Origin of the sequence: Streptomyces sp. NA02950, from assembly GCF_013364155.1 — a bacterium.
Taxonomy (GTDB): domain Bacteria; phylum Actinomycetota; class Actinomycetes; order Streptomycetales; family Streptomycetaceae; genus Streptomyces.
In genome coordinates this window covers 9,570,402-9,587,371 of record NZ_CP054916.1, presented here as the reverse complement: position 1 = coordinate 9,587,371, position 16,970 = coordinate 9,570,402, and the positions used below count along the sequence as shown (strand labels likewise).

Below are 16,970 nucleotides of genomic sequence, written 5' to 3'. Positions count from 1 at the left end.
GACCTGTGCGACGGTTTGACCGGGGCACGCTGCGCGCGGCTGGCTTCGTGGCGCTGGCCACCAGTGTCTTCTTGATCGTGAATACGTCCGTCGCCGCGGCCGCGGACGGCAGGGGAGAGGACGGCGGCGGGCTGTTGGCGCCGCTGAACGTCACCACCTCCGAAGGCGCCCCGCTGAACCGGTACGAACTCGGCGCCGACGGCGGCAAGGTGACGAACGTCGGCGGGCAGATCCGCACCCTGATGCTGGGCGGGCTGTTCACGCTGGTGCGGCTGCTGGTGGGCCTGAGCTGCTGGCTGATCAAGACCGCGTTCGACTTCCCGCTGCTCAAACTCCTGATCAAACCCGCGCAGGAGGTGGCCGACGAGTACAACAAGGTCGTCGTCGACGCCCTCGGGCTGAAGGGCCTGCTGCTGTCCTGGGCCTTCGTCTTCGGATTGATCCTTTTCCAGCGGGGCAAGGTCGGCCGCGGGCTCGGCGAGATCGTGCTGACGCTGCTGATCGCGGCCATCGCCGCCAGCAGTCTGATCCGGCCCGATGTCCTGCTGGGGAAGGACGGGCCGCTGGAGCAGACGCATCAGGCGGCCATGGAGGTCAGCCAGATCACGGTGGACAGCCATTGGGGGAAAGGCACCGGGGACGACCCGTGCGACATGATCGTGGGGCCGCTCCAGGACACCTGTGACGACACCGACGTCCACGCCTCCTCGGTATCCCAGCCGATGACTGATGTGCTGACCGACGTCCTGGTGGTCAAGCCGTACCAGCTGCTCCAGTACGGGCGGATCCTCCACCCCAAGGACCCTGATGAAAAGGAGGCGTACCAGGCGCACCTGAAGTGGGTGCGGGGCAAGGAGTACGACACGGCGGCCAAGCGTGCGGAGCGGGAGAAGATCTGCAAGGCGGAGCCCGCGCTGACCGGCAGATCCCTGGAGTACTGCCTGCGGGGCGAGAGCCGCCGGAAGGCGACGCTCCACGAGATCGGCGACACCATCAAGCTCAAGTTCGATCCCTTGAGCGCGCTGAACCCGTCCGAGACGGACTTCGACGACTTCATGGACGACATGAAGGACGCTGGGAAGACAGGGGAAGCAGCGGCCGCGTATGCCGAGAATCCCACCTGGGACCGGGTCGGCGCCGTGGCGCTGCTGTTGATCGCCGTCATCCTGATCGCCGCCCTGGCCAGCACGATGGCCCTGGTCCTGCTCGGCGCCCAGGGCGCCGATGTCGGCGCCGCCGCGGTCGGCGGCGTCGCCCTGGTCTGGGGCATGCTGCCCGGCCCCAACCGCATGGTCGTGTGGCGATGGATGAGCATCTTCTTCGTCTCCGTGCTGCTGATGTTCGCCACCGCCGGCTTCCTGCCTGCCTTCGGCATCGCGGTGGACACGGTGCTGATGAACGGGCCGGACCTGATGGTCGAGCGGCTGCTGCTCGTCGACGCCCTGGCATTGGCCGGTCTGGCCTTCCACCGCCGTCTGCTGCGCGGGGCGAACGAGTTCGGGTCCCGGATGGCGATGCGGATGCGCTACGCCAAGGTCGGCGGTACGCACCTGCCCGGGGACACTTCCGAGATCGGAGCCGCCCTGGCCATGCACGGGGCGGGCAGCATCGGGCGCGCCCCAGGCCTGCTGCCCTTCGGTGGCGGGTCCCCAGCGCACTCCGCGCTGGGCATGCGCCACAAGGTCCTCAACAATCTGGCGGCATTGACCGACGGGACCGGGATGCCCGTCGATTCCGGTCAGTTGCTGGGGGATGCCGCGGCCGAGGCGCGCCGTGGTCTGGCTCCGGGACTCATCGCGGGGCGTCTCGGTGCGGGGGCCGCCTACGGTCTGCTGATCGGCCGCCGCCCGGACGACGTCAAGCTCGACCGGTGGCGCAAGCCGACGGCGGCCTCGGGAAGCAGTGGTGACGACGGCGCTGACGGTGCGGACGGCGGTGAGGGAACGAGCTCCGGGCGGACTGGCGGCGCGCGGATGGTCGCCGACTCGCGTACCGGGGAAGTCCTCTACGACCCCCAGGACGGGCGGACGCTGCTGGGCGCCCGGGTCCACAACCGCATGGTGCGCTTCCGCGGGTACCGGATCGCACGCCGGGCCGGGCGCCTGGGCTACTACTCCACCTACGGACTGCCCACCGCCGCCTCACGCGGCCGCGGCCGCGCCACCCGGGCCGCGCAGGATGCCCGCACGCAGCTGCGCGTCTATCGCAACCGGGGTCGGGAGGAAGCGGCACGATGGGTGACCGGTGCGGATGCGGTGCACCGGGCCGGCCAGCGCACCGCCGCGGCGGTGACCCATGCCGGCCAGCGCACCGCCACAGCTGCGCGGGTGTATGGCCCGCCTGCTGCTGCCGCCGTACGCCGCGGCGTACGGAACACCGCTACGGCGGCTGTCCTTGCCACCTCACCGGACCGTCCGCACTCGCACATCGGAAGCTCGCGGCCCGCAGCCTCCTCCAGCGCCGGTGTTGACCCGCGTCGCGAGGCGCGGCGCCGGATCCTCGACAGCCTCATGGAGGCCCAGCGCGCCACGTGGGAGCGACGGCCGCGATGGGGCGCCCGCGGAGGCGAGGGGGGTGAAGACTCGTGAAGCGGAAGATGGGGTGCCTGGGCCTGGTGCTGTTCTTCGCGCTGGTGTGCTGCGCAGGCCCGATGGCGATATCCATGTCGCAGTCGTCGGGCTCGGGCAGCGCCGCGTCGAACGCGGGAGCCGGGCCAGCAGACATCCCCGCCCGCATGTTCGCCGCCTACGTCGCGGGCGCGGAGAACGTGCGCGCCTACCGGCCGCGGTGCCGGGGGATGACGTGGCCGGTGCTCGCCGGGATCGCCAAGATCGAGTCGGGGCACGCCTCCGGGCGCACAGTCAGCGCCAACGGCGATGTGCGGCCGCGCATCCTCGGCCCGAAGCTCGACGGCTCCGGAGCAGGCGGCAACACCACCGCGGTGCGGGACACCGACCACGGCCGGTGGGACGGTGACGCGGACTTCGAGCGCGCCGTCGGCCCCTTCCAGTTCCTGCCCTCCACCTTCCGCAGCGTCGGCAAGGACGGCAACAAAGACAGGAAGAAGGACCCGAACAACGCGGACGATGCGGCGCTCAGCGCGGCGGTCTACCTGTGCGGGAAGGGCCGTGATCTGACGCAGCTGCGGCAACTGAAGGCAGCCATACGCTCCTACAACCACTCCGACGCCTATGTGTCAGACGTGATGGGCTGGATCAGCCGCTACAAGAGCACGGGGTCGGTCGCATCGGTCAAGGGCGTGAAGGGCAGGGCCCGGCGGGTCGTGGCAGCGGCGCTCAGCCAGCGCGGAGTGCCGTACTCCTGGGGCGGCGGATCCGCCAAAGGCCCCTCCTACGGCATCTGTTGCAGCCCAGGCGGTTCCTCCGGCGAACGCATCCGCGGGTTCGACTGCTCGGGACTGACCACCTACGCCTACGCCAAGGCGGGCATCAGCCTGCCGCGTACCGCGGCAGCACAGGCCGGAGTGGGGCGGCGCATCCCCGCGTCCGCCGGGGTGAAGGCGCTCCAGCCAGGTGACCTGGTGTTCTTCGGCTACGTGCCCACGCAGGACGGGACCATCCACCATGTCGGGATCTACCTCGGTAACGGCAAGATGATCAACGCGCTACGACCGGGCGCGAAGGTACAGGTCGACCCGGTGAGCGTCATGCCGGACTTCGCCGGAGGGGCTCGGCCATGGTGACGTTGTCCAGGAAGTCCTCTCAGCCGCAGAAGCGTCGCAACCCGCGCTCCTCAGCGCGCTCTGGCCGCGCGATACTGGGGGCGGCCGCCGCGCTCGCCCTCGTCGGCGGCATGCTGCTGGTCCAGGGCAGCGAATGGGGCAGCGCATCGTCCGGCCATGCCGACGACGGCTCGTCACCACCGGCTTCTTCCTCGCCATCCTCGCCATCTGTGCGGGATGCGGTCGTGCCATCGCGTTCAGCGGGCCCTACGCACCCTGCGCACGGTCCGCAGGCCCGCGCATCGAAGCCGACCGAGCGCGAGGTGCTGCCGCCGCCCGGCGACGGAGCCGCCGGGGATGCCGCGATCCAGCGGGGTCTCGAGCGTGCGGTCCCTTCTCATCTGGCCCAGGGGAGGGCGCGGCGCCTGGCCCAACTCGGGCGCGCGGTGTGGACAGCGGAGGTCACCGGCCGCGGCCGGGAGCGATGGCCCGGCTACTTCGGAGAGGACACCGGCGATGTGCGTCCCTATCGCCGTTTCCGTATCCAGGCCGCTGTCGCACGACAGGTTTCCGGCCGCCTGGTGGCGGTCCATCTGGTGTGGGCCGGGGCCTCCCCCTCCGGCTCTGGCTATCAGGACAACCGCACAGCACGGGTGTTCCTCACCCGGGATGGAGGTGACAGGTGGAGGCCGTCACGTTGAAGGCGTATGCGATGACCGGCGCATCCTCTGATGGCTGGCAGGCCGGCAGCGTGCTGGAGACCTCGCTGAGCATCGTGAGGTGGGAATGGGATCAGTGGTTGTGGCTGGCGGTGGCCGGTCTGCTGGTCTGTGGCGCAGTGGCCTTCGTCAAGCGGCGGCTGGCCGATCGAGCGGCTCCACGACGCGTGGCGGTCGAGCTCGTGCCGTCCCGGCGCTTCGAGCCCTCTGCTGAGGAGATCTTCCGGTACGGGGCGTTGCTGACCCGTGCGGCGGCGGCCGAGCCGTGGTGGATGCCGAGGCAGGCCAAGGCGGTACGGGTCCGGTTGCGTGCGGATGGGACCCGCCCGCTGTCCTACCGGGTGGAAGGGCCGGGAGCGGCGGTGCATCTGCTGCGGACTTCGCCGTATGGGCAGGTGCGCTGTGAGAGGACCGCTCCGGTCGTGCGGGACAAGCAGCGCAAGTATGTGGTCCGGGCCCAGTTCGAGCTGCGCGGCGGTGCGGGCGACCGGTTGCGAGACGTGCCGTTGGAGCCCGACCCGTTGCAGCCACTGGTGGATGCGGTCGCTGATCTGCGTGTCGAGCTGGGTGATCTGGCGGAGGTGTGTCTGGATTTTCAGCGGGCACCGGGATGGAGGCTGAAGGCTCGCCGGTGGCAGGTGCTCCAGGCCGCCCGGCAGCGCGAGCGGCGCGAGGCGCACCGGGCCGCTCGGTGGGTGCAGCAGGACTACCGCGACGTGGAAGACTCGATCGGCTATCACCTGTCACGTCTGCTGACCCCGGGTGAAGCAGAGCGAAGGCAGCACCCGCACAGGCGCCTGATGGTGCCGCCAGCGCCTCGCCGGGTGGAGCGTGAGAAGGCGCTGGGCAAGTTAGCTGATGATGCGCATCTGGTGTGTGTTCAGCTGATGGTGCGCTGCGCCTCCGATACGGCGGGCCGGGCCGAGCGACGGCTGCGGCACATCGAAACGGCGCTGGATGTGTTCGCGGCTCGGACCCGGTTCGCGTGGATGGGCCGGGTGTGGGGTCCCATCAGGTGGGGCCCTGACCGGCGCCCGTGGCGCAGCGTCTTTGACCACCGCTGGCGCACCGGTCAGATGCGTCCGCCTCGGGCCAACTGGGTTCATCTGGAGGAGCTCGCCGGGCTTCTCAAGCCCCCGACCGTGCACTGCCGTCTGCCTGTGCTGGCCAGTGATGTCCCCACCTTCCGGGTCGGGGATCCCGCCGTGCTGCTCCAGGGCTGGCACCGCGGAGCGGACGGCCGGTGGAGACTGCTGGCAACGCGGGAAGAAGAGACTCTGTATGAGCTCGCCGTCGGCAAGTCGGGCGGTGGGAAGACGGAGCGGGCGCTGTGCCAGGCCGTCGGCGCCGCTCACGCCGGTCACGGTCTGGCGTACGTGGATCCGCACGGTGATTCGTGGAGACGGGCTGCTCCGTATCTCGCCCATGACGCGATCATGGAACGGATTGCTCGGATCGACCTGGCTGTCACCGGCCCGCGCTCACTGGTGGGAACCTGGAATCCGCTGGGGGTGGACCGCGGGCAGCCAGCCCACGAGGTCGTCGGTGCTGTGGTGGACGCTCTTGCTGCCGCGCTGGGCTGGAGCGATATGACCGCACCACGGGCGATCACCATCGCGACGAAGGCCGTCGAGGCCTTGGTCGCGGTCAACATCGCAGCCTGTCGGGCGCAGAGGCCGGACTGCCAGGCCACGATCTTCCACGTGCGGCCGCTGCTGTCCGACCAGGCCTTCCGTGAGGCAGTCGTGGCGCGGCTGGACAGCGAGCAGGCCGCCTGGTGGCAGACGTCGTTCGCTGCGATCCCCGCGGATGCACTGCCGACGGTGCTCAACCCGCTGGACCGGCTGGCCGCGACCCCGGCCGTGCGGGCGATGCTCGGCAGCCCGGTGGGTGCCTACGACATCCGTACAGCCATGGACCAGCGGATGGTGGTGTGGATCTGCCCGGCTGGCAACGGCCCCACCGATCGTCTCGTCGTGGCCTTGCTGGTGCGTGACCTGCTGCGGGCTGGACTGTCGCGGCGGGAACTGGACGAGCGCGTGAGGGTGCCGTTCCGGGCCTACCTGGACGAACTCATTTCCCTGGACGGGGCCGCAGGATCCAGCATCGCGGAGATCCTCGAGCAGCTGCGGAAATTCCGGGTGCGGGTGCACGGCATGACCCAGCTGCTCCAACGGCTCTCGCCGGAGGTGCGGGCCTCCTTGATGCAGAACTCCTCGACCTTGGCCACCACCGCCGGGGCCGTCGACGCGATCCGGCATGTGACCAACGAGTGGGGCGATCAGGTCGACCCCGCGGAGGTCACCGAGCTGGACCTCTACCACCACTACATCAGTCTCACCGTCGACGGGCGTCGGGTCGGCCCGCTGCAACTACGCGGCCCCGACCTTACTGAGACCTTCCGCGAACTGGCCCGCCCCAGAGCAGTCGGCGCCCTCACCCGTGCGGCCGACGCCCAAGCACAGGCGAAGCCCCTACACCAGCTGACGGACATCGCCGACAAGCAGCGGGACAAGGTCCTCGGCTTCCTGACCAGCACCGCACCCCACGTGACGGCGCGGGCTACCACCACTACTTCTTCCGGCCCTGGCGAGGCCGCTTCACGACCCCGGAGGAACCGATGACGACATCCGCGACCGACCGCCACGGGGCACGGCCCTCGCTGAGGGAGACGGTGGCCCATGAGGTCATCGCCGCAATCGCTCAGCACCGCGTGGTGGACACACGGCAGTTGCAGGCCCTGCTGCTCCCCGACGGCAGCCGTCAACACATGTCGGAAGTGCTGACAAAGCTCCGCAAGGAGCACCTGATCGACTGCGTCACCCTGGCAGGAACCCACCGGCTGCGAGCGTGGTTCCTCACCCGGCGCGGCGTGCGGGCTACGGAGTCGTGGCCGGAGGTCCGCAGGCGAGCCCAGTACCCGATCACGGGCAGGACTGTCGCGTCGCTGACTGCCGCTCACGCCCGCGCGGTGGTCGATACCCATCTGGCCTTCGTCCGCGATGCACGCCGGCACGGGGATGAGCACGGGCCCTGGGATTGGATTCCCGAGACCACCCACAACCTGACTGATGGCGAACTCCTCCAGGCCGACGCCCTGTTGCACTACAGCGCAGCCTCGCTTGAAGGTAATCGCGCGCAGCTGCGCGCGTTCATCGAGGTCGATCGGGCGACGACGAGCAGTGGCACGCTCGCGAGCAAGCTCATCCGGTACGCCCGCTTCTACGCTCACACCCATGTGCCGGTCCTCGGGCGCCGCTCGGCGGCAGCCCAGCAGACGGCAGCCCCTGGGTGGCAGCGCTGGTACCCGGTCTTTCCGCGCGTGCTGTTCGTCTTGACCAATGCCAGCCCGGTGACCTACCAGCACCGCATCGAGGACCTTCAGGCCATGGTGGCCGAGCATCCGCTGGTCGCCCGTATGGCCGCGAAGGTGCCCCTCGGAGCGGCGGTGCTGTCCGAACTTGAGGAGCGCGGTCCCCGCGCGCCGGTCTGGACTCCGCTCGGCGGCCTCCCGGAAGCATGGCGTTCGCTGGAGGCCCCCGCAGGGCGCTGTGCGTGGACAGACCTGTAGCCACTTCCTCACAAAGCGAAGCATTTCCAGTCAAATGCCCTTGCCAGTGGGCAAGTTGCGGTACAGCGCAAGCCGTGTGTCGGTATGTCGCTTGCGCTGTGTAGTGGTTCGAGTACTAGCATCGGAAGTCCGAAGCGCGTTTTGCGATTCGCAAAACCATGGTGTCGCCGCGGGCGCGGTTGGCTGGCACGGGACGGGAGCGGCGTGTTCGAGGACAGTCCGGCGATTCTGCGCAAGGTGCTCGCCCGGCACCTCCAGACTCTGCGGGAGCGGGCCGGACGCAGCTTCACCCAGGCGGCCGGCGAGCTTGGACTGCATCACACCACCGTGCGGCGCATGGAGCGTGCGGAGCACCGGCTGCGCATCTCGGACCTTCGAGCCCTTCTCTCCTACTACGGAGCTGACGAGGCTGAGGTCCGCGCCCTGGTGGCGCTGGCCGAGCGGGCGGCGCTGAAGAACTGGTGGGAGCCCTACAGCGATCTGCTGGACGGGCCGATGACCAACTGCCTCACCCTGGAGAGCGGAGCGGCCCGGATCCGGGCGTACGCGCCATGGGAGGTGCCCGCGCTGTTGCAGACAGCGGAGTACGCCCGTGCGATCGCCCCGCGACCGGAGCCCGACCGCTGGATCGAACTCCTCGAACGACGCCAGGCGCTGCTGGACAGCGACGGCAGCCCCATGTTGTGGGCAGTGCTCGACGAATCGGCACTGCGGTGGGAGGTCGGGGATTGCAAGGTCATGACGGGCCAGCTCGCCCACCTGCTGACCATGGCCTCCCGACCGCACATCACTATCCAGGTCGTTCCCTTCTCTGCCGGTCCCGCGCCAGCAGCCCGTGCCGGCGCGTGCTGCGTCTACCGGCTTCGGCCGAAGGAGCTGCCCGACATCGTGTGCGCGGAGCAACTGGAGGGCCTGGTCTTCGTGGACAAACCAGCGGCGGTGGCGGCCTACACCGAGGTCCTGGACCAGACAGCAGGACAGGCCACGCCCCGCGGGGAGCCGACACGCCGGTTACTGGAGGGGATTCATGAAGACTGGAGAAGATCAGCATGACCTCTGATGATGCCCTCCACGCGCACGGCGCGCGGCTCTACGCCGGATTTCTGAGCAAGCGGGGAGAGAAGGACAGCTGGCCGGGAGACATGCAGTTGGCCCAGCGGATCCGGGCGCAGGTGCCCAACGTCGAGCTGATCGCCCGCAACCAGCGCAGCTTCCTGATACGAGCGGTGCGGACCCTGGTCGGCCAGTACGGGCTGCGCCAGGTCCTCGACGTCGGCTCGGGGCTTTCTCACGAGCCCAATGTGCATCAGGTCGCGCAGGAGATCTCTCCTGACTGCCGGGTCGCCTACGTCGACCGGGACGCGGTGATCAGCGCGAACCTGGCGGCCTCCCTGCACCACGACGACCGGGTCGCCCACGTCACCGCTGATGTCCGCGACCCGGATTCCATCCTGGGCTCCCCCGAGGTACGCAGGATCATCAACTTTGAGGAGCCCGTCGCCCTGCTGCTGGCCTCGGTGTTCCTCTTCGTGCAGGACGATGCCGATCCGGCGGGCATCATCAAGCGGTTGGTCGCCGCGCTGCCCTCGGGCAGCTACGTGGCCTTCAGCCAGGGCACCTACGACTACGACGACGACCGGCGCCCGGTCTACAACCTGACGCGGATGTATGGCGAGGGCGGGGTGATCGTCACTCCACGGAGCAAGGCGACCATCGCCGGATTTCTGGACGGGGCGGGCCTGGAGGTCCTGGAGCCCGGCATCGTGGCCACCAACCGGTGGAGACCCGACGACACCGAGACAGGGCTGGAAGCCGACTCCTGCATTCACGCCGCTCTCGCCTACAAGCCGCTTTGACGGTGCATAAGAACGCGATCTCCACCGGTTTGCACCTGATCAATTCCATTGCCAGCGGCCCGGATGGCTTCCGGATCGCGTCGTCAGCACTCAATGAGGGGGTTCTGTGACACCGCCATCTTCATCCGCTCGATCCGCACTCCGTCGCGGCAGGAGGGACCAGGTCACACGGTATTGGGCGGTTGCGGTCGGCGTGGCACTGTCTGTCTCCTCGTGCTCTGGCGGTGACGGGAAGTCGGAGGAGTCCAAGCACCCTTCGAAACCGGCCGCTTCGTCGCCACAGTCCTCGCAGACCACGGCCAGCTCTGACCCACAGGCTCCTGATAAGCGCGACGTACTCACCGCCTACCGGCACTACTGGGACGAACAAGTCAAGGCCTATTCGAAGGTGACCGTCGAGGGCACCGACCTCGACGAATACGCCAGCGCCGACGCTCTGGCCAGGGCAAAGAGCGACGTGATGAGCCTGAAGAAGGCCGGCGTCGTGGCCAAGGGAGCGCCGGTCAACGACGCCAAGGTCTCCGGTCTCGACATGGACCGGAAGGTGCCTCGAGCAACGATCGCCGACTGTCTCGACGTCTCGAAGTGGACACGTGTCGACCGGAAGACCGGGAAGACCGTGCCCTCCCCTAAGGGGCAGCTCAAGCGCTACGCAACCACGATAAATGCTGAGAAGTGGGGGAAGCAGTGGATGATTTTGAAAGTCACGTCAAAACCCCGCACCTGCTGAAGCGACTGGCGCTGGCGGTCGCCGGCGGCGCCGTCTTCGGTGCCGCGCTGCCCGCGACAGCGCATGCAGACGGAAACGGGTTGTGCGGGGGCACGGACTCCTGGGTGAGTGTCTGCGCAACGGATCCTGGATCGCCCGCCTCCAACGGATCGGAAGCTCGGCACAAGCCTGCCCCGAAGGGGAGCAAGGGCGGAAAGCCGAAGGTCCGGTCCTGCACGGTGAGTCGACTCAATCCGCAGCCACCAGCCGGCAGCGCGGTCTGGAAGGGTCACAAGCCAGGTGACGGCGCCATCTACACGCGTTCCTGCATCTTCGACGCGTCCACCGCCGCATCCACCCTCGGTGTTCCGCTACCCCTCCAAACGTTCTGGTCTGCCACACCTCCCGCAGCGACGGGACCGGATCCCGCCCAGCTGGCGCAGCAGGCCGTCGACAAGATGCAGCTGAAGGGGCCGGACATCGTCAGCCCGAGTGCGACGGGCCGGTGGGCGGTGGGTGTTCCGGTGTGGATGCACGTCGGCAAGTCGGCGACCACCTACGGGCCGAACTCGGCCACGGCATCGGCGGGGGCGGTGACGGTGACAGCCACGGCCAAGGTCTCGAAGATCAAGTGGGCAATGGGCGATGGGTCCACGGTGACCTGCACCGGAGCAGGCACGCCGTACCAGAAGGCGTACGGGAAGCGGACCTCGCCAGACTGCGGCCACACCTACGCGCAGACCTCCGCGACGGAGTCCGGCAAGGAGTTCAAGGTGAACGCGACGTCAACGTGGACGGTGAAGTGGACCGGCGGCGGTCAGTCAGGGGAGCTCACGGAAGTCCGGGAGTCCCAGGTGGAGGTGTCGGTCGGCGAGCTTCAGGCTCTCGGCTGACCCCGGTGGAGAAAGGACGAAGTAGTGAGCAAGACCAAGGACCGTAGCGCGCCAGGCGCCGGAGTTCCGGCGCCGGTGGCGGGGCCGGTGACTCCTCCGCGGGTCTCGGCCCGGCGGAGGAGACCAGGGCTGATCGCCTTGGCCGTGGTGCTGATCACCGGCGGGGGCGCCGGTGGGGCGGTGCTGCTGATGGAGAGCGGACACCGTACCGAGGTGGTGACCGTGGTCCGGGCTGTGCCGGTGGGCCAGGTGATCACTGACCGGGATCTGGGCGAGGCGTCGGTCGCGCTGGATCCGGCGGTGAAGGTGGCGGACCGGTCCGATGTGGTGGGCAAGCGGGCTGCTGTGGAGCTCAAACCCGGCTCGCTGCTGTCCAGCGGGCAGGTGACCAGCGGTTCCCTGGTGAGGCCCGGTGAGCAGGTTGTTCCGGTGGGGTTGAAGCCGGAGCAGGTGCCCGCGAGTTCCCTGGCGCCGGGGCAGAAAGTCCAGATCGTCCAGGTGCCCGGTGAGGACGAGGAGGCGAGCAAGGCCCAGGCCGAGCCGATCTCAGCTCGCGTGGTGAGGGTCGGCGACCCCACGCCTGGAACCGGATCGGTGGTCGTCGACGTCGCGGCGGATCGCACCGAGACTCCCCTGCTGGCGGCATGGGTGTCCACGGGGAAGATCCGGCTGCTGATCGATGCGCAGGGCGGTGCGTGATGCCGGTGATCGCTTTGGCGGGCTGTGCGGGCTCGCCAGGTGTGACGACGACGGCGCTGGCGCTGCTGCTGTCCTGGCCCCTGGATCCAGGGCGCCGGGTGGTGCTGGCCGAGTGCGATCCGGACGGCGGATCGGTGCTGTACGGGCTGCTTCAGGGCTCGCTCGGAGACCAGTACGGGCTGAAGAACCTCTCCGTGGCCGCCCGCAAGGGGGAACTGCCCGAGGCCTTCTGGCGGCAGCTGGTGGACATTTCCGGTGACGACCGGACCGCGCAGCCGGAGGGTCATCGTCGAGTGGTGCTGCCCGGGCTCACTGACCCTGCGCAAGCGGCAGCTCTGGCTCCGGCCTGGGATCAGCTGGCTGACCTGTTCGCGGGGATCGAGCGGCACCCTGAGTATCCGCATGACGTGCTCATAGACCTGGGCCGGGGTGGGGCGTTCGGCCCTTCGGCGGCCCTGGCTCAACGGGCCGACCTGCTGGTGATAGTGGCTCGATCGACGATGCGCGCAGTTCAGTCGGTGCAGGTGCGCCTCGAGGCGCTTCGGGGCCGGGTCGGTGAGGTCGGCCTGCTGTTGGTGGACGAGGGCCCGTATTCGGCCGGGGAAGTGCAGAAGCTGCTGAAGACGCCTGTCCTTGGCACGCTGCCCTACCGGCCGTCGCAGGCCCGGGTGTTGTCGGACGGCGCGGAGCAGCCTGCGCGCTTCGCCCGGAGTGAGTTGATGCGGGCTGTGCATGGGGCGACCACGCCGTTGCGGCAGCGGGCCGCGTTGCGGCGTGCTCGCCTGGCTCCCCGCGGTGGGTCGGTTGCCGGGGGCAGGGAGGTGAGGACGAGTGCGTGGTAAGCCCTTGCACCCAGACCCGACGGTTCGGATGCCGCCGCCGTCGACCGCTGACACTCCGGTCTCCGCAGGCACCCTGCGGAGCCCGGGTGTTGCGGCGGGGAGCGCGGGACAGCACCAGGTACTCGGAGCGGCGGTGCCGTCGCTGGTGGTGGATCGGGATGCTGTCGCACTGGTCAAAGACCGCGTGGCCCGGCAGGTGACCGACTTCCGGAAGGCCTCGCCGATGGTGGGCGTGGACACCGTGGAGCAGCGTGCCCGAAACTGGATCAACGAGGCGGTGGCGGAGTGGTCGGACGCCGCCGCGGCCGAGCGCGGAGTGAGTCCTACAGCGGCTGAGGACGCGGCGCTGCGCCGGGCGGTGTTCGACGAGCTCTTCCGGGCCGGCCGTCTCCAGCAGCACCTGGACAACCCCCAGGTCGAGAACGTGTTCATCAACGGGCATGACGAGGTCTGGCTGGACTTGGCCGGTGGACAGCGGGTCCGGGCTGAGCGGGTGGCCGACTCTGAGGAGGAACTTCGGGAATTGCTTCGGCGCCTGGCCAGCGGTGACGGCGGCCAGAGCGAACGCACCTTGACCACGGCCAGCCCGATGCTGGCGCTGCGACTCGCGGACGGATCGCGGTTGCAGGCTGTCACCGAGGTGAGTCCGCGGACCTATGTGACCATCCGTCGGCACAGGGTCCAGGATGCCGATCTCGAGGAGATGATGCGTCTGGGCATGGTCAGCCCCACGCTGTCGGCGTTCTTGTCTGCGTGCGTGAAGGCGGAGAAGAATGTGCTGATCGCGGGCCCGCAGGCAGCCGGTAAGACGTCGCTGATGCGGGCAATGCTCAAGGAGATCGGCCCGGACGAACGGTTCGCGACCATCGAGACCGAGTTCGAACTGTATGCCCACAAGAACGGGTTTCACCGCCAGGTCGTGCCGATGGAGGCGCGGGAGTCCAATGGTGAGCGCGGCCCGGATGGGCGGCTGATCGGCGAGATCACGCTGATGGACCTGATGTACCGGGCGCTGAGGATGTCGCTGTCGCGGATCGTGGTCGGCGAGGTCCGGGGCCCGGAGATCGTGGCGATGCTTCAGGCGATGACCAACGGGCAGGGCGGGAATCTGTGCACCCTACATGCCTCCGATCCCGGGGTGGTCTTCGACCGAATCGCTGAGCTGTATCTGCTGGCGCAGGGCAACATGTCCGAGCAACTGGCGTACCGGCAGGCGGCCAACGGGCTGGACTTCATCGTGTTCGTACGGATGCTGGATGAGTCGAAGATCGGCGGGCAGCGTCACCGGTTCGTCTCCCATGTCCTGGAGGTCACCGGCGTCGGTGAGTACGGCCGCCCCGCTACCAACGCGATCTTCACCCCGGGTGAGGAGTTCGGCGAGGTCAGGGCCGTGCCGAGGATGCCCCCGTCCTGCCTCGCAGACCTCCGCCGCGTCGGGTTCCAGGACCACCTGCTGAACGGCGCATACGACAGCTGGGCTGGGCAGCCGCTGTCGCTGAAGGTGGCCACGGCATGACGAAATTGATCATGATGGCGTGCGGGATGGCCGTCGCCGGAGGTGTGGTGGCCCTGGCACTGGGGGTGGTGGGCACCACCGGCCCTGCGCGGCCGAGTCTACTGGCCCAGTTCAGGGCCCGGAAGGCGGGCCAGCCCGACCCGCTGGAGCTGCGGATGAAGCGACAGGCCCGTCTGATGGCCGGGATCACGCTCGGCCTGGCGGTGTGGCTAGTGACCGGGGTATTCGTGGCCGGGGGCCTGGTGGCACTCACCGTCGTGGGGTTGCCCTGGCTGCTGTCGCCGACCAAGTCCTCCCAGGCCCGGATCATCCAGATGGAGGCTCTGAGCCACTGGGCGCGCCAGGTGGCAGATGGTCTGAGGGTCGGGCGGGGACTGCAACAGGCCCTGACCGCGAGCCGGAAGGGCGCTCCGGCCTCGCTGGAGGAACCAGTGGAGGCCTTGGCGGACCGGCTCCAGCTCGGCTGGAACCCCGAGGACGCCCTGCGCGAGTTCGCCGACGAGCTGGGCGATATCACGGCAGACAAGCTGGTAGCCGCTCTCATTCTGTCCATCGCCGACCGTGGTCCGGGGCTGGCGCAGTCGCTGGAGGACCTGGCCGAGACCATCCGTGAGGAGGTCGGCAAGCGCCGCAAGAGCGAAGCGGACCGAGCCAAGTCACGGCAGACGGTGCGCTGGATGGTGTTCATCACCCTGAGCCTGGTGGGCTTGGGCTTTCTGGTGCCCAGCTACACGGCGCCGTACGGCACGCTGCTCGGCGAGCTGGTCCTGGCCGCGGTGTCCGCAGGTTTCATCGCCGTGCTGACGTGGATGCGGTCGCTGGCCGAGTACCGGCCCATCCCCCGCTTTCTGGCCCCCGATCCGCGCAGCCGTGTCCGCAGCACGGTCGACCCGGCGACGGCCGTCGGACGGGAGACTTCATGAGTACCAGCCTTGCTGTTCTGTCCGGATGCACCACCGGGGCGGGGTTTGCCCTGCTGGTGCGGGAACTGCTGCGTCCGCAACCGTCGTTGGCGGCAGCCCTTCAGCGCACGCCTCCCGGCGGTGCCCAGCAGAGTGAGGCGCCGCGAGACCGGGACGCGGTCTGGGGCCGCTGGCTGGTCGACCGCTTCGGCGACCTGCCCGGGGTGCGGATTCCGACCCAGAACCTCGCCCTGCTTCAGCAGACCCCCGAGCGGTTTGTGCTGACCAAAGTTGCCTTGGCAGCCCTGGGGCTGCTGGCCCCGGCGGTTGCCGCCACACCGTGGCTGCTGCTGGGCGTCGGCATGCCGTTCTACGTGCCGGCCGTGGCCGGGCTCGCCGTCGCAACGCTGCTGTGGATCATGCCGGACCTGTCTGTACGCGACCAGGCCAAGCGGGCCCGGGAAGAGTTCGCCCACGCGCTCACCGCCTACTTGGACCTGGTGGCGCTCAAGCGCTCCGGTGGTTCCGGGCCCACCGAGGCCATGGAGCGGGCGGCCGCCGTCGGCAAAGGGTGGCCGTTCCAGCTCCTTCAGACCGCCCTGCTGCGGGCTCGTGTTGACCGCATTCCCCCGTGGGAGGCGCTGGAGGAACTCCACCGGGAGCACGATCTGCCCGCCTTGGAAGACATCGCCGAGATCATGCGCCGCTCGGCCCATGACGGAGCCGCCGTCTACACCAGCTTGCGGGCCCGCGCCCAGAGCCTGCGCACCGAACTCCTCGAGGCTCAGGCAGCTGAGGCGAACGCCAACAGCGAGCGGATGACCGCCCCCGGTGCCCTGCTCGCGGTGCTGGTCATGCTGCTGATCGCCTTCCCAGCTGTTCTCCGGATCCTCGAGACCTAACTCCCGATCACCAAAGAGGGGAAACCCCTGTCATGCGTTACTTCGCCGCGAAGACCGCTGTTGTGCTGGCCGCCGCTCTGAGTCGGGGGCTGAAGGAGGTCCGGCGCCGTCCCGACCGGGGCGACATCAGCATCACGACCATCATCATCTGGGTGGCGGCCATCGGCGGCGCCATCGCCATCGCCGGGACCATCGCCGCCGTGGTGGCGAAGTACAACGGCAAGCTCTCGGGCATCTGATGCCGTCTGTCACATCGACCGCCCAGCAGAGGTGGAGAAGGCGCCTGGCCAGTGACCGAGGCGACGCGTCGGTGCAGATGGCGATCATTTTCCCGTTCGTCATACTGCTCACGATCGTGGTCGTGCAGGCGAGCATGTGGTACTACGCCCGCCAGATCGCCCTGGCCGCCGCCCGGGAAGGTATTGCCGCGGGCCGCACCTATCAGGCCGGGCCTGGCACGGGAGCGAACCGCGCCCGCGAGGTGCTGGACCGCACGGCCGGCGACAGCCTGCGCCGGGCCACGGTGTCCTCGGCCGGGAGCACGGGAGAGCGGATACGCATCCAGGTCAGTGGCGCGGCACCGTCGCTGCTGCCATTCGTGCCCGACCTGCCGGTCACCCAGTCCGCGTCCGGCGCTGTGGAGCGCTTCACCACGCCGGGGGGATGAGGCGGTTGCGTA

At 69.1% G+C, this 16,970-nt stretch carries 15 protein-coding genes; all 15 read left to right on the top strand.

What is annotated here, in order from left to right:
* Nucleotides 1–5: 5 nt before the first annotated feature.
* Nucleotides 6–2,588: a hypothetical protein gene (locus HUT19_RS41045; protein WP_176178499.1), complete on the top strand. Its 2,583-nt coding sequence runs from the start codon at nt 6–8 to the stop codon at nt 2,586–2,588.
* Nucleotides 2,585–3,703 carry a bifunctional lytic transglycosylase/C40 family peptidase gene (locus HUT19_RS41040; RefSeq protein ID WP_254885326.1) on the top strand — a complete coding sequence of 373 codons (1,119 nt, stop codon included), beginning with the start codon at nt 2,585–2,587 and terminating at the stop codon, nt 3,701–3,703. Before HUT19_RS41045 ends, HUT19_RS41040 begins: the two co-directional genes overlap by 4 nt.
* A 691-nt stretch (nt 3,704–4,394) precedes the next feature.
* The gene (locus tag HUT19_RS41035; RefSeq protein ID WP_176178500.1) at nt 4,395–7,025 is read left to right on the top strand and encodes an ATP/GTP-binding protein; all 2,631 of its coding nucleotides are present in this window, start codon (nt 4,395–4,397) and stop codon (nt 7,023–7,025) included.
* Nucleotides 7,022–7,972, top strand: coding sequence for a replication-relaxation family protein (locus HUT19_RS41030; protein ID WP_176178501.1), 951 nt, complete (start codon nt 7,022–7,024; stop codon nt 7,970–7,972). The genes HUT19_RS41035 and HUT19_RS41030 overlap by 4 nt, the downstream gene beginning before the upstream one ends.
* A 204-nt stretch (nt 7,973–8,176) precedes the next feature.
* Entirely contained in the window at nt 8,177–9,025 is an 849-nt protein-coding gene (locus tag HUT19_RS41025; protein WP_176178502.1) for a helix-turn-helix transcriptional regulator, read from the top strand.
* Nucleotides 9,022–9,828, top strand: coding sequence for an SAM-dependent methyltransferase (locus HUT19_RS41020; protein ID WP_176178503.1), 807 nt, complete (start codon nt 9,022–9,024; stop codon nt 9,826–9,828). The genes HUT19_RS41025 and HUT19_RS41020 overlap by 4 nt, the downstream gene beginning before the upstream one ends.
* A gap of 193 nt (nt 9,829–10,021) precedes the next feature.
* Entirely contained in the window at nt 10,022–10,558 is a 537-nt protein-coding gene (locus HUT19_RS41015) for a hypothetical protein (RefSeq protein WP_176178504.1), read from the top strand.
* Nucleotides 10,504–11,430 (top strand): ATP/GTP-binding protein, encoded by a 927-nt coding sequence (locus HUT19_RS41010; RefSeq protein WP_254885327.1) that lies wholly within the window; start codon nt 10,504–10,506, stop codon nt 11,428–11,430. Before HUT19_RS41015 ends, HUT19_RS41010 begins: the two co-directional genes overlap by 55 nt.
* Nucleotides 11,431–11,454: 24 nt before the next feature.
* Nucleotides 11,455–12,129, top strand: a complete 675-nt coding sequence (locus tag HUT19_RS41005) for an SAF domain-containing protein (RefSeq protein ID WP_176178505.1) — start codon at nt 11,455–11,457, stop codon at nt 12,127–12,129.
* On the top strand, nt 12,129–12,971 hold the full coding sequence (locus HUT19_RS41000; protein ID WP_176178506.1) for a hypothetical protein: 843 nt from the start codon (nt 12,129–12,131) through the stop codon (nt 12,969–12,971). Before HUT19_RS41005 ends, HUT19_RS41000 begins: the two co-directional genes overlap by 1 nt.
* A 28-nt stretch (nt 12,972–12,999) precedes the next feature.
* Nucleotides 13,000–14,487, top strand: coding sequence for a CpaF family protein (locus HUT19_RS40995; protein WP_176178507.1), 1,488 nt, complete (start codon nt 13,000–13,002; stop codon nt 14,485–14,487).
* Nucleotides 14,484–15,410 carry a type II secretion system F family protein gene (locus HUT19_RS40990; RefSeq protein ID WP_176178508.1) on the top strand — a complete coding sequence of 309 codons (927 nt, stop codon included), beginning with the start codon at nt 14,484–14,486 and terminating at the stop codon, nt 15,408–15,410. Before HUT19_RS40995 ends, HUT19_RS40990 begins: the two co-directional genes overlap by 4 nt.
* Nucleotides 15,407–16,291, top strand: a complete 885-nt coding sequence (locus tag HUT19_RS40985) for a type II secretion system F family protein (protein ID WP_176178509.1) — start codon at nt 15,407–15,409, stop codon at nt 16,289–16,291. Before HUT19_RS40990 ends, HUT19_RS40985 begins: the two co-directional genes overlap by 4 nt.
* 32 nt (nt 16,292–16,323) lie before the next feature.
* Nucleotides 16,324–16,530, top strand: coding sequence for a hypothetical protein (locus HUT19_RS40980; protein WP_176178510.1), 207 nt, complete (start codon nt 16,324–16,326; stop codon nt 16,528–16,530).
* Nucleotides 16,530–16,958, top strand: coding sequence for a TadE family protein (locus tag HUT19_RS40975; protein ID WP_303331491.1), 429 nt, complete (start codon nt 16,530–16,532; stop codon nt 16,956–16,958). The genes HUT19_RS40980 and HUT19_RS40975 overlap by 1 nt, the downstream gene beginning before the upstream one ends.
* The last annotated feature ends 12 nt before the right edge of the window (nt 16,959–16,970 follow it).

Bases quoted from the DNA above. Each gene is read 5' to 3' on its own strand.
- HUT19_RS41035 (WP_176178500.1), top strand. From the start codon at position 4,395: ATGACCGGCGCATCCTCTGATGGCTGGCAGGCCGGCAGCGTGCTGGAG.
- HUT19_RS41030 (WP_176178501.1), top strand. From the start codon at position 7,022: ATGACGACATCCGCGACCGACCGCCACGGGGCACGGCCCTCGCTGAGG.
- HUT19_RS41020 (WP_176178503.1), top strand. From the start codon at position 9,022: ATGACCTCTGATGATGCCCTCCACGCGCACGGCGCGCGGCTCTACGCC.
- HUT19_RS41000 (WP_176178506.1), top strand. From the start codon at position 12,129: ATGCCGGTGATCGCTTTGGCGGGCTGTGCGGGCTCGCCAGGTGTGACG.
- HUT19_RS40995 (WP_176178507.1), top strand. From the start codon at position 13,000: ATGCCGCCGCCGTCGACCGCTGACACTCCGGTCTCCGCAGGCACCCTG.
- HUT19_RS40990 (WP_176178508.1), top strand. From the start codon at position 14,484: ATGACGAAATTGATCATGATGGCGTGCGGGATGGCCGTCGCCGGAGGT.
- HUT19_RS40985 (WP_176178509.1), top strand. From the start codon at position 15,407: ATGAGTACCAGCCTTGCTGTTCTGTCCGGATGCACCACCGGGGCGGGG.
- HUT19_RS40980 (WP_176178510.1), top strand. From the start codon at position 16,324: ATGCGTTACTTCGCCGCGAAGACCGCTGTTGTGCTGGCCGCCGCTCTG.
- HUT19_RS40975 (WP_303331491.1), top strand. From the start codon at position 16,530: ATGCCGTCTGTCACATCGACCGCCCAGCAGAGGTGGAGAAGGCGCCTG.